The sequence below is a fragment of the Dyadobacter sp. CY327 genome (assembly GCF_021390415.1).
Classification (GTDB): Bacteria; Bacteroidota; Bacteroidia; order Cytophagales; family Spirosomataceae; genus Dyadobacter; species Dyadobacter chenhuakuii.
In genome coordinates, this window is sequence record NZ_JAJUXJ010000003.1 from 36,783 (window position 1) to 49,306 (window position 12,524).

The 12,524-nt window shown below is 47.7% G+C and carries 9 protein-coding genes; all 9 read right to left on the reverse strand.

The features are described from left to right. Window positions 1-2: 2 nt before the first annotated feature. Window positions 3-170 (reverse strand): DUF1080 domain-containing protein, encoded by a 168-nt coding sequence (locus LZG74_RS11030; protein ID WP_233796637.1) that lies wholly within the window; start codon window positions 168-170, stop codon window positions 3-5. A gap of 325 nt (window positions 171-495) precedes the next feature. Then, on the reverse strand, window positions 496-1,089 hold the full coding sequence (locus tag LZG74_RS11035; RefSeq protein WP_233796638.1) for a sugar phosphate isomerase/epimerase: 594 nt from the start codon (window positions 1,087-1,089) through the stop codon (window positions 496-498). A gap of 92 nt (window positions 1,090-1,181) precedes the next feature. After that, window positions 1,182-2,015 (reverse strand): glycerophosphodiester phosphodiesterase, encoded by an 834-nt coding sequence (locus LZG74_RS11040; protein ID WP_233796639.1) that lies wholly within the window; start codon window positions 2,013-2,015, stop codon window positions 1,182-1,184. A 280-nt stretch (window positions 2,016-2,295) separates the two neighbouring features. Then, window positions 2,296-2,568, reverse strand: a complete 273-nt coding sequence (locus tag LZG74_RS11045) for a hypothetical protein (RefSeq protein ID WP_233796640.1) — start codon at window positions 2,566-2,568, stop codon at window positions 2,296-2,298. Window positions 2,569-2,843: 275 nt separating this feature from the next. After that, on the reverse strand, window positions 2,844-3,560 hold the full coding sequence (locus tag LZG74_RS11050; protein ID WP_233796641.1) for a hypothetical protein: 717 nt from the start codon (window positions 3,558-3,560) through the stop codon (window positions 2,844-2,846). A 914-nt stretch (window positions 3,561-4,474) separates the two neighbouring features. Then, window positions 4,475-5,944 carry a sulfatase-like hydrolase/transferase gene (locus tag LZG74_RS11055; protein WP_233796642.1) on the reverse strand — a complete coding sequence of 490 codons (1,470 nt, stop codon included), beginning with the start codon at window positions 5,942-5,944 and terminating at the stop codon, window positions 4,475-4,477. 7 nt (window positions 5,945-5,951) lie between these two features. Continuing rightward, on the reverse strand, window positions 5,952-7,649 hold the full coding sequence (locus tag LZG74_RS11060) for a RagB/SusD family nutrient uptake outer membrane protein (RefSeq protein ID WP_233796643.1): 1,698 nt from the start codon (window positions 7,647-7,649) through the stop codon (window positions 5,952-5,954). A gap of 10 nt (window positions 7,650-7,659) precedes the next feature. Then, complete coding sequence (locus tag LZG74_RS11065) at window positions 7,660-11,181, reverse strand: TonB-dependent receptor (RefSeq protein ID WP_233796644.1); 3,522 nt, start codon at window positions 11,179-11,181, stop codon at window positions 7,660-7,662. A gap of 190 nt (window positions 11,182-11,371) precedes the next feature. Then, a complete protein-coding gene (locus tag LZG74_RS11070; RefSeq protein WP_233796645.1) occupies window positions 11,372-12,490 on the reverse strand; it encodes a FecR family protein in 1,119 nt (372 codons plus the stop codon). Window positions 12,491-12,524 lie beyond the last annotated feature (34 nt).

Here is a 12,524-nt window from a genome sequence, read left to right on the forward strand (position 1 = left end):
GCTTAATCATGCAATTTCAAGGGAACCAGATCTACTTTTCTGACATACATTTCACCGCCTTTCGATTGGATCTGAATACGTCCTTTGGAGGGTCTTACCCGCGAGGCCTGATTCACAAGTGTGCCGTTCAGGGATATAGAAATGTGATCACGATCGGCAATACATTCCATTGTATTTCACTTTCCAAGTGGCTTTTCAATATTGGTATTTCAGAGAAGTTGGTATCTTCGTCACTTTTGATGACAAAAACATAATTAAAAATTACACAATTATTGAGGTACATAGCCGACCTGCCTCTTGAATTCTACTCCAATTCTTTCTAAAAGCTTATAAATCTGGGAGCGTCTATATTGTGTGTTGTATTTGATATTGATCCATGCTTTTTTCAAAGATTCATAATTTGGCTTAAATCTTTATAGCTGTAATCGTTGTCAGCCTTCTTGACAGCCTCGTACATGAAAGAACCTTTGTACCCGACTTCGACAAGCGCCGAGATCACCTTGTTCCAGTAATGATCCCCTTGCCAGGCAGCCAGTGCCGCTCATTTACATTATCACAGTCAGAAATGTGAAGCATATGGATACGCTTGTTCACAGCCTTGACAAAATCCTCCGGTGATTCTTTCAACAGCTGATTCGAGTCAAAACAAATCCCGATGTTATCAATGCCGTCGAGTATTTGCAGGATCTCCTTGCTGGTGTTGCCAAGACATGTGCGCGGAAGGCATTCGATGTTGAGCGAGGCGACTTTTTCCAGCAGTAGACCGAAAGTTCTTCCAGCGATTCCCGGCAAGCTTCTATCCTCGATGCGCAGTGAATCCGCAATCGGCTCAATACTTGGATGGATCACGATTTGTTTGACCTTCATCTCCATCGCCAGTTCCGGCTTCCAGTTAAGCTCAACATGCTCAATGCCACTGGTGTTTACGGGATAGGCAAGATTGGCAGTCGGATAGATGTTGATACTCTGTGCGCCCTGGAAGTACGTGTTCAGACTGAATTGTTTATAACCCAGATTGACTGCAAAACTGTAATTCCATTTGGGGATCGACGATCTTGTTTTACATAACTGGATCCCGTTGCAGTTCATATTTGAAATCACCGATCCGGTTTCTGTATACCGGTAAAAGGAAACCTCATAAACTCGTTTATGATAGATAATCGCTAAAATTGAGTCTGGGCCTATTTAATAGTCACCCACGGCATCTTATTTTTCATCCAGGTGAAAACTTCTACCGGCACATCGGAGCACAAATAATCACAGCCTAGCGACACGCCAAGCAAAAAATCGTCGACCGAAAGTCCGGGCCAGCAGCTTACTATCAGCCCCTCTTTTTGCGCAGCACGGACCAGATCGCGGCTGGTTCCACCCAATCGGCAGCCTACCCGCTTGATACCCAACTCCTGTGTTTCCTTAATCACTTCTACCGACAGCGAGGATGAGGTGATATAAAGCAGTTCAACTTCGGGATATCTGGATTTCAAATATTTTAAAGGTCTTTTGTCAAATGCTGTAAGCACATATAAAGCGTCGGCAGGTTTTTTGGCCATAATTTTTTTATACAGCTGATCACAATAGGGTTCAAGTTTTTCCTGAGGATAGTCTTCCGGCCTGGTTTTCATTTCAAACTCCACATAGATGGAGGGTTTATCAGATAAATATTCCAGCAGGTCATCCAGAAATAAAAACTGATTCCCTTTCTTGGTTTTCACCTTTCTTAACTCCGCAGCAGTTAGTTGCTCTACGATTCCCTTGCTGCCATTTGTTCGTTCAAGGGAAGGATCGTGCGAAATGACATAGACGCCATCTTTCGTGATGCGTACATCCGTTTCGAATCCCCGAAGTCCTTTTTCATAACTGGCTTTGAAGGCCGACAATGTGTTTTCATCCTGCTCGTGAGCTCCCCCACGGTGCGCAAACAGTTGAACTGCCTTATCCTGTCCATGAAGCAGTTGGGTGGACAGACCAAACAAAATAAAACTCAGCACACTTAATATCAGACTTTTACACTTCATGATTTGGGTTATTTGTTTAATAAATAGTTTAAATACCGCTAATGGATGACCTTTTGACTGCAGATCAAATCACCTGACCACCGCTCTTACAGCCACAGGTTGATGATCGGATGGGTACGCTGGTCTTTCGAATTGGTAAGCACCGCGTTTTCAGCACGTTGATATTTTTTGATACAAAAATATAATCGATACGGTCTGTCAGAGGCGCATCAAACTTGAAGTCGTTGAATGTACCTTCGGGACCATAAGGCGCCTGCTGGGTCACAAAATTGCTTTTTTGTTAAATTGTCCCTGAATTTTGCCCACGAAGTGATCCGATTGCAGCAGGTTGCGTCCTATCCTTGCCCGGTTTGTCGGGTGTTTCACTCAGCCAGAAGTCTCCTGATTCTAATAATTTAAACCGGTCTTTCTTGTAAAAATAGGAATGTTCACCGCCTTCGCGTCCGTCGTCCCGACCTTTGCCGGTATAGGCATAAGCGTTTAGCTCGGCTATATCCTTCATCTGACTGATGAAAGCTTCCTGGACGCCAAAAATATCAAAGTCGTGATACATAACCAGTGCCTTTAAATTTTCTTTGCGGTTTGACCAGTTATGGACACCACCACCTTGACAATGTTTTTGATATTGTACGTGGCGATGTTAATGGGTGCATTTTTTGTGCAGCAGCGCTGGTGTTCATGCATGGCCATAACGCGAAACAGAATAACAAACTTTTCATTTAAATGTAAAGAAATTGAAATAGTAAAAGCACGGTTACTTACGGCATCTACTTTAATTATTCTACATTGTTAATGGATCCGGGGAAGTTGGTCCATAATCTTTTTCGACTATTCCATGACTATAACAAGGCGTTTTCCATCGGGAAGGGCTTGGTTATAAACCGATTCTATGTGGGAGAGTGCACACGCAACAGTTTCAACCCGAGACAAATCTGTCCGGTGTGTGAAAGAACCTTTTCCCTGCAAAGCGGCTAACAGCAGCTCGGCGGGATGTCCCCACAAATAGTCTATAATGATACCGATGGGCGTCTGTGCATGAATCGCCTCAATCTGAGCTACGAAAATAGCATCGGCTTGACTAAGCGGGACGACTTCATCTGCGCCGAGATCTAGTAAGGTGTTTAATGATCCAGGATTGCGGCCCGTAGCGATTATTTTTCCGGCCCCATAATGTTTGGCAATCGGAATGGCGACGCGGCCGGTAAAACCTTTTGCTCCATGAATAAGTACAGTGTCTCCGGGCTGAATATCTGCTTTACAGCGTAGTCCTATTTCTGATCCGATGACGGCATTCGGCAAGGCAGCGGCCGTGTTATAGTCCAGGTTATCCGGCAGTAACACCATTTGTCCCCTTGAGATCATTGCCTGTTCAGCCACCGCGCCGCCTATTGCAACGGCGTAAACCCCGGTACCGTCGCCAAGTGTACCCACACCATAGCTGCCGATCACCCTGGCTTGCCCTGAGCCATTCGCATGACTCGAATAGTACTTCCCGCTTACGATGCTCCTTTCGACATTTTTGATTGCCGAAGCTTTAACGTGCATTAATAATTCATTCTGCCCCGTAACAACTGGGTTAAGATGGTCGGACTAACGAATAATTCCTGCTTTGGGATCCATAATGGCTGCTTTCATCTTCTCTTTTGTTTAGTGATTGATCAGACAAAAATAGAAGGTTACCATCCCTTCAAACTATAACATTTGTTACCAAATTAGGCATCCATCTTGCCGCGGGAGAGTTTGTTTCTTATCCGGCTAAGATGGCCGTGGCTGATTACCAGATAGGAAGCGATGTAATGCTGGGGTACACGCTGAACAATGTAGGGCTGTTAAGCTAACAGATTTTCATAACGCTGTTGTGGCGTATCCCGGATAAAGGAGAGAAAATGCTGCATGTAATTTAAGGTTCGTTCAAACATTGTTTCTGTAAACTTCTCTCGCAAAGCCGGAATTTCGTTCAGGTCTGCTAACAGACTTTCAATATCTTATTTCTATATCCACCATAATGTGCAGGGTTCAATCGCCTCGATGTATAACAAACATGGGTTGCCTTTTTTGAAACTTTCAATAGAAGAAACAGTGGCATTCTCAAAGAAAAACTGGAACGTTACTTCCTTACCATTGTTATTAAATCACACCCGTAGGCAGTCTTTTCGATAAAAAACACTTTTTTTGCAATGTCTCCTTCCAAAAGTAAAATGGTTTTGGAAGGAACCTGGATATGTCGGAAGCGATGGATGTAATGTTCCCACTTTTCCGCGGGGACGGGAAAGTGGGCTTTGAATTTTTTAAGGAATGTCGAAGGAATTGGCGCACCCGCTGGTTACGAAGACATATGGAAAATATGTGCTAAACTAATTTATAAAAAACACAAAATCTGTCATACGACTATCTGCATGATAAATAAAACTATTTATGACAATAAGCTTCCAGCCTCCCGGGCGCATGCTGAAACCTGGTTAAAACCCTTCGAAGTTACTAAAATTTGTTTTTGAAAGGTCCAGCTCATCATGCAGCATTTTCTGCTGCTTCACGAGCTTTTGTTTCAGTGATTTTAAAATTGGTTTGCTGGAAGCGTTGCCTGCAATATCATGCATTTCGTCAGGGTCTTTTTTCAGATCAAAGAGCAGGACTTTGGATGCTTTTGGATATACGATCATTTTGTAGCCGTCCGCCCGTACCATTCGTTGCAGGTCTATATAGCAGCCATATATTTCATCATATACGCCAGGCTTTTTCTTGTTTTTAATCTGAGGCATGAAACTGTTAAAAAACACATGCGCAGGTTTTGTAACACCCGCCAGTTCGTAGCTCGTAGCCATTACGTCCTGCAAATAAACATCCTGATCGCGTTTCTCGCCTTCCGGAATACCCGGGCCACTCACCACAAGCGGCGTGCGGATGCTGTGATCAAACATACTTTGCTTGCCGATCAGCCCGTGATGACCTAGCGAAAGTCCATGGTCGGCAGTGAAAAAGATGTACGTGTTTTCAAGCTTTCCGCTTTTTTTCAATGCATAAAGAATGCGCCCAACCTGCTCGTCCATATATGAGATGCTCGCGTAATATTCCTGAATGTTCTTTTTTACCGCATAAGGTGTCCTCGGGAAAGGTGCCAGCTGCTCGTCGCGCAGGTCGGGGCCGCAGCCCATTTCCACCTTATAGGGATATTCGTCAAGGTAACTGGCGGGAAGCTTGATATCGTCCACGGGATACCGGTCTACCCAGCGCTTTGGCGCCTGCCTGGGATCGTGCGGCGCATTGAATGCCAGGTACATGAAAAACGGGACATCTTTTTTCGAAGCTTCATCAAGATAGCCCACCGCGTCGTCGGCCACTACTTCGCTCCAGTGTTTGCCGCCTTTCCAGAAACCCTCATATTCTTCTTTCCATGGTTGCCAGGTAGTGTCTGTGGGCGCAAGCGGGCGGTTGTAGCCCCGCGGCGTCTGATTGGGCATACCCGGACGAATGTGGCTGGCATGATCAAAAAGCTTTGCAGCATCTGTGGCCACGTGCCATTTGCCGGTCATGTAGGTTTCATACCCGGCCAGTTTAAGCTGCTGCGGCCAGAATCCCTTGCTGTTTACCAGCGACGCATAATTTTTTTCCTCTTCTTTTACATTCCATACCGACATGCCTGTCAGCAGCATCGCCCGGCTCGCCACACACACAGCCCCGTGCCACGCGCCCATGTTGTAGGCGTGGGTGAATGTGGTGCCGCCCCGCACCAAGCCGTCCAGATTAGGCGTGATGACCTGGTCGTTTCCCAATGCGTGAACCGTGTTGAACCTTTGATCATCCGTGAAAATGAGGATGATATTTGGTTTAGCTTTTGCCTTCGGCGGCGATTTGTAGGCGGTAGTCCCGGTGATGACCAGCGAGACTCCTGCGAAACAAATGAGATTAAAAACAGACTTTAGCATCATCATAAATGGATTAGTACCAACCAGGATTTTGGGTGAGATTATTGTTCAGGCCAATCTCGTCAAGCGGCAATGGCAAGAAGTAGTTTTTTGACTCATCGAATGTGCGGCCTGTGGGCAGCGATTTTTGATAGGGAAGTAGAAATCCCTTTTCATTTACGAAAATGCTGGTTCCTACCACCGCCTTGGGGTATTGCTTTTGAACGAATTTCATTCCCAAAACCGGCCTATTGAGCAGTTTTCCCGCTTTCCACCGCAACAGGTCTTCATACCGCAGGGCTTCAATAGCAAGCTCTACGCGCCTTTCCCTTCTGATCTCGTCCAGCAGCACAGGCAGTTCAGGGAATTCAGATTTAGCATCTTTTACCAGTGCAGAGATCACCATGTCGGGTAGCCCGGCTCTTTTGCGGAGCACATTGATCGTCTTGTCGATGACATCCTGCGTAGCCGACCCCAACTCTGCATTGGCTTCGGCATTGATCAGCAGAGCTTCGCCAAAACGGTAAATAGGTGCATCAAGTATGCCATTCTGGATGCGGACAAATTCGGTTTGGTCAGGCACCCAGTATTTCGTGATCTGATACCCTGTGGGCACAATACCCACGCCGCTGAACGCTGACCCCGGAATGGCAGGAAGACCAAAGCCTGCCTGGATCCCGGTACCGGGTTGTACGATGGTCTGCGCCAGGCGCGGGTCGCGGTTCTTCATCTCGGCCTGAATGCTGTCGTCGCCCAGGTACATCGGACTCTGCGAAACAGGCTTACCGTCCAGGCACAGGTACGATTCCACCAATGCCTTGGAAGCGCTGGTGTTGAAGTTATTAAGCTGAATGTTCCAAGAAGTGCCATTGCCCAGCAACCCGGTTTCATAGGCTTTGTACAGGATCACCTCTTTATTGCTGCTCAGGTCCAGCGAGTTGAACAATGCAGCATAATCGGAGGTGGGTTTGCCCGTGTTGTGAACCTGGTAAACACCATCTGTAACCAGCTGGTTTGACGCTGCGGCCGCCTCCCGCAAAAATTTCTCGCTTCCGCTCAATCCGTGGTATTTTCTGAATGTGCCTTCAAACAAACAGATCCGTGCTTTGAGGAGCAATGCAACATCCTTATTGATCCGGCCTGGCTCGGCTGCGGCTTTAACCGGCAGGTTCGCTATGGCCATATTGATCGTCGCAAGCAGCGAGTCCATAACCAGAACCCGGCTGTCACGCGGGCCGTAGAGTTCAGGTGAATTGGTGGAAAGGTCCTTCCACAGCCAAGGCACATCGCCAAAACTTTTTACTTTCTCATAGTAATCACGGGCCTTGAAAAAGCGTATTTCCCCGGCATACCTGTCCTTTATTTCCTGGCTGACCGGCGTCTGGTTGTATCTGGTCAGGAAATAGTTGCAGGAGCGGATCAGTTTCCAGTCCCAGCCGCCGCCCGAAGTAGGGACAATATTCCGTCCGGCAGCCACCAGGTTGAAATCGAGCGGCACCATGTTATCGCTCTGGTTATCCCCCGAGATAAGCGGGCTCTGGTCCGTGCCGGTAGCATGCCCGGTGAAGCTGCTGTACAGGTTGTTGGCATATTGTTTCAATTCGTTTTCATTATGCCAGAAATTGCTTTCATTCAAAGAGTCGGTCGGTACTTTGTCCAGGAAATCGTCCGAACAGGCCCAGGTCAGGACGGAAAAAACCAGTATGGATATGGTAGTTTTGATCTTATGCATCGCTGTTAAATTAAAGGGTAAGCTGAACACCAAATGACACAACTCTTTGAAGCGGATAGAACATCCCGGCATCACCGGAGTCCTTGGATGAATCTTTGGGATCCGTCACACCGGTCACTTCAGGATCGAAATTGCCCTTCAGACTTGTGAATTCCCACACGTTCTGTCCTGTGACATATAACCTTACGTGTGTCAGTTTTACTTTTTCTAAAATCCTGCCCGGGATGGAGTAGCCCAAAGAGATGTTTTTTAGCCTCAAGTATGCAGAACTTTGCAGATAGCGTGTCTGGGGCAGAATATTGAAGGTGGACCCGGCTTTGTAAATCGGATAATAGGCCTCCTGATTTTCCGTGCTCCACGCATCCTGGTACACTTCATTAGTGCCTACGGCCGCACCATTGTTGATCGCTCCCCAGAAGTAGCTGCCCCTCGGAACAAAATCACGCTTGGCGATGCCCTGAAGCAGCACATTAAAGTCGAAATTGTTCCAGCTTACATTACCGGTCACCCCAAACTGGTATTTGGGCGTGGTGTTACCAATTACTTTCTGATCACCGGGATTATCGACGGTGTTGGCACCCCGGGTGATTTTATTATCCCCGTCGAGATCGCGGTATTGCACATCACCCGCTCCCCATTTCCCTGAGTTGCCCAACTGATCCTGATTGGCGGCACCGGAAGCATCGCCGCTGCTTTTGAAGATTCCTTGCGTCTCGAAGCCCCATATCTCTCCAATGTTCTGGCCATTGTAATAATTAGTGATCAGCTTGTTTGGGTTATTATCGAATTTGGTAATCACTGCTTTATAGTTGGAGAGCAGTACACCTACATCGTATTTTAGCTTCTCACCGGCCTGGTCGGACCATTTGACGGAGAATTCAAAACCGGTGGTCCTCAGTTCAGCAGCATTCCGCTGTGGTACGTCCGTTCCAAGTACGGCGGGCAGCCTGTCGCCCTGTACCAGCATCCCCGAGGTTGTTCTCTTGTACCAGTCAAAACCGAGGTTTAGTTTCCCAAAAACATTGGCATCTGCCCCGAAATCAAGGGTCGAAACTTTCTCCCAGGTCAGGTCGGGACTGACGAGTCCCGGTGCGGAAATTCCGAGAGGCAATGCTCCGCCCAATAGATAGGGAACCTGCGGTACGATCCCAAAAAGGGAGATGTAAGGAAAATTGTTCGAAGCGAGCTGGTTACCAAGTACCCCATAAGACGCCCGGAGCTTCAGCTCAGGCAGGATACGGGAAGCAGGCTGCATGAATTTCTCCTGAGAAATCCGCCAACCGGCTGATACCGAAGGAAAATACCCGAAACGCCGCCCCGATGGGAACCGGGAAGTACCGTCATATCGGCTGTTGAATTCGATCAGGTATTTACCCATATAATCATAATTGATCCGCGCAAATACACCCCGGATCGCCCAGGCTGTCTGCACGTCCGAAGTCGTAATGGTTCCGGTTGTCAGGTTCAGGACCGGTACTTCACCACTGATCAGATCCTGTCTTTTCACACTCGAACTGGTGAGGCTGTACCATTCCTGGTTATATCCGACCAATGCCGAAATCGCGTGTTTTTGGGCAAATACCTTGCTGTAATCGGCATATAAATTGCCCGAGAAGTAATCGGATGTGCCGAAATCTCTTTGCACAAACGACGGCGAAGTTCCTGATATCTGCGGGATCCAAGTATCGCGAATGTACGGGAATGCCACCTGGTTCTCTTTCAAAGTCTGCCTGGCAGACGTGTAGGAAAAGTTACCGCTGATTTTCAGGCCGTCAATGACGGTGGCTTGGGCGTCCACGCTGTAAATGCCTGTTGCCGAGCCGCTGATCCTGCGTGAGCCGCTTTCCAAAAAGTTAACGAAATTCTCTGTCGCAATACCTGCGCCTACCGGCGAGCCTGCCGGGGTTTTTTCCGGGAAAAGAATCTGAGGCTCTCCTCTGGTCATCTGCTCCCACCAGTCGGACCCTTTATTCGGGTATTTATGAGGCTCGTCGTAATTGGTGGAAATGTAGTTGACTTTGGCCCCGACTTTCAACCATTCCGTCAGATCAGTGGTCACATTGGTGGTGAAATTATATCTCTTGAAAACGTCGGTATTGGATTTAAACAAACCTTCCTGTGTGAGATAGCCACCTGAAATGTAATAGGATGTTTTACTGTTTCCGCCATTCACATTCAACGTGTGGTTTTGCCCGGGTGCCCACGGCTGCAGCATGTTTTTGAGCACATTTGGATTTGCATTCCAGAAGATCTTTCCATTTGGAAGCACATGATAGCTCGGGTTATTTACCGGATCGGCAATGTAATCGTTCACCCATTTGACCTGATCGTTGGTGTATTTCTGGGTGCCGTTGAGGTTCATCTGCGCGATGTTCTGGGACTCCATGTAATCGGCTGTGTTCAGCAGGTCAGGGAGATAGGTGGGTTTATTGAACTGCACGCTTCCCGAGTAGCTGATCTGCGGTTTTCTGTCTTTGGTGCCTTTTTTGGTGGTCACCAATATCACACCAAAAGCACCCCTCGCTCCGTAAATAGCAGCGGAAGCCGCGTCTTTTAAAACCGTAATACTTTCGATGTCAGCCGGATTCAGCAAGTTCATATCCATTTGAATACCATCCACCAATACCAATGCGCCCGCACCGCTCAGCGACGTATTGCCACGGATATTAAAGGTCGGGTTCGCATTCGGATTTCCGTCCGGATTTACCACGTTCAAGTTGGGAATGAGACCTTGCAGCGCCTGGCCCGCTTTGGTAACCGGCCTGCTGGTCAGAGCGTCACCGCTCACTTGGGAAATGGCCCCGGTAATGGTTTCTTTCGTTTTTGTACCATAACCAACCACAATCACCTCTTCCAGCTGACTCTGATCGGTGTCCAGGCGTATATTCATTTCCGTCTGGCCCGTAACCGTTGTTTCGTAGGTTTTGAAACCCACAAAGGAGAAAATCAGTATGTCGCCCTGGGCCGGTACCAGGATCTCGAATTTGCCAGATGCGTCGGTGGTCGTGCCTCTGGTCGTTCCTTTTAAAATAATGCTTACGCCGGGCAAACCTTCTCCGCGTTCGTCACTCACTTTTCCCCGGACGGAGATCTCGGCCCGGGCAGCCGAAGTTGTTTGCGCCGGTTGCGGATTGGCATTAAGCTGATCGGGGCGACTGGTCCCGGGCGCTTTTTCCTCGCGGCTGATGATGATCAGATCGTCGGACACCTTATATTTCAATTCCAATGGCCCCAGTATTTCGTCCAGCACCTTGCTCAACGGCTGATTATTCACCGAAATGCTGACCTTCCGGTGTGAACGGATCAGCTTAGGACTGAACACAAACTTGGCCTCCACTTTGCCCTCAATCTCGCCCAGGATATCTTCCACTTGCTTGTTGCGGATATTCAAACTGACTTTCTGGTTCAGAAACGTCTGGGCTTTCCCTTCAATGGCGTATACATTCCCGATAACACCGGCAATGAGGATAATCTGGAACAGGGATAATCTCATCAGCTCGGACCATCGTCGGATGCGGTAAAATCTTAGCATTACTCGAGTGTTTTTAGGTGTAAAAAATGGGCAATAGAAACTCTTCCGACCTGTTGGGGACGGTAATCTGTTAGGTTAAAAAGTTTCAGCCGAAAGGGTGGTTCAGAAGGCTAGCATCGTCCTGATTCAGGACGATGGGTAAAGGACAGGATTACTCATTTTATTAAGGGTTTAGGATAGTTTCATATTCTTAATTGAGGCAATTTTTACCATATATGATCACCTGACCGTCCAGTACCTCATATTTGGCTTCGATTGTCTCGCAAACGATGGCCAGTTTTTCCAGCAACGGCTGGTTGGACAGGGTCGCCGTGAACGTGCATTCCGCCAGCATTTCAGGATCAAAAATAATATCGACCTGATAAGCATTTTCGATGTCGGTAAGCACGTCTTTCACAGGGGTATTTCTGTAAATGAAGTTCGATGTTTTAACCGATGGGACCACTTGCGGTGCATTCACCAACGATTTGGTCAGGATACCTGCTTCCGGTTCAAACAATATTTTCTGATTCGGCGTGAGGACAATTCCCTTGGAAATGTTGCTTGGTCCTGAGGCAATCAGCACAAAATCTTCTTTCTTGAAAACCGATACTTTTCCTTCTTTCACTTCTACCGAGGTTTCGCCGGCATCTTTAAATGCCTTTATAATAAAACTCGTCCCCAATACCCGGGTTACCAGATTATTTGCATAAACCAGAAACGGGCGGTTTACATCCTTCGAGATTTTGAAATGGCCCTCGCCCGACAGATTAACCTCCCTTGTGTTGCTGTCAAAATGTACCGGTATGCCGAGGCTCGATTTCGGTTTCAGCACCACAATGCTCCCGTCTTCGAGCTGAAGGGTCTGATCCGCATTGGTATCGTTTATCTTTTCAATGAAACCGGCTTTTTGCGCATGTGACGTCACGCCGGATTCTGTTTTGTCTCTCGGCAAATACATGTACACCAGCCCGCAGATCAGCAATACAGCAGCAGCTGCATTCAACCACCGGAACAGTCGTCGGCTAGTTTGCCCGGACTCGTTTGCCATGACCGGCTCACCGGGACAGATTGCTTTTTCAGCCCTGATCCTGCTGATCAGGCCCGTGATCTCGGCTTCGATTTCCGATTCGCTGATTTCAACATTATACTGCTTATAAACTCCACCGAGCAACTTTCCGGCGGTTTCGATGTCGGCTGCCTGCAGGGGATTTGTCAGAATGTAGTGATTCCAGAACCCGGATTGTTCCGGATCTTGGTAACGCACCCACTTCTGGAATGCGGCATCCAGTACAAAATCTTCGACGTGATATCCCGCGTAGCTGTTCATAAGAGTGGCTTTCAAACATACATAGGCAGGCTGG

What these genes read in the sequence shown, in the direction of transcription:
- LZG74_RS11045 (WP_233796640.1), bottom strand. Translation starts at nt 2,568, where the DNA reads ATGTATCACGACTTTGATATTTTTGGCGTCCAGGAAGCTTTCATCAGT.
- LZG74_RS11030 (WP_233796637.1), bottom strand. Translation starts at nt 170, where the DNA reads ATGGAATGTATTGCCGATCGTGATCACATTTCTATATCCCTGAACGGC.
- LZG74_RS11035 (WP_233796638.1), bottom strand. Translation starts at nt 1,089, where the DNA reads ATGAACTGCAACGGGATCCAGTTATGTAAAACAAGATCGTCGATCCCC.
- LZG74_RS11055 (WP_233796642.1), bottom strand. Translation starts at nt 5,944, where the DNA reads ATGATGATGCTAAAGTCTGTTTTTAATCTCATTTGTTTCGCAGGAGTC.
- LZG74_RS11060 (WP_233796643.1), bottom strand. Translation starts at nt 7,649, where the DNA reads ATGCATAAGATCAAAACTACCATATCCATACTGGTTTTTTCCGTCCTG.
- LZG74_RS11065 (WP_233796644.1), bottom strand. Translation starts at nt 11,181, where the DNA reads ATGCTAAGATTTTACCGCATCCGACGATGGTCCGAGCTGATGAGATTA.
- LZG74_RS11050 (WP_233796641.1), bottom strand. Translation starts at nt 3,560, where the DNA reads ATGCACGTTAAAGCTTCGGCAATCAAAAATGTCGAAAGGAGCATCGTA.
- LZG74_RS11070 (WP_233796645.1), bottom strand. Translation starts at nt 12,490, where the DNA reads ATGAACAGCTACGCGGGATATCACGTCGAAGATTTTGTACTGGATGCC.
- LZG74_RS11040 (WP_233796639.1), bottom strand. Translation starts at nt 2,015, where the DNA reads ATGAAGTGTAAAAGTCTGATATTAAGTGTGCTGAGTTTTATTTTGTTT.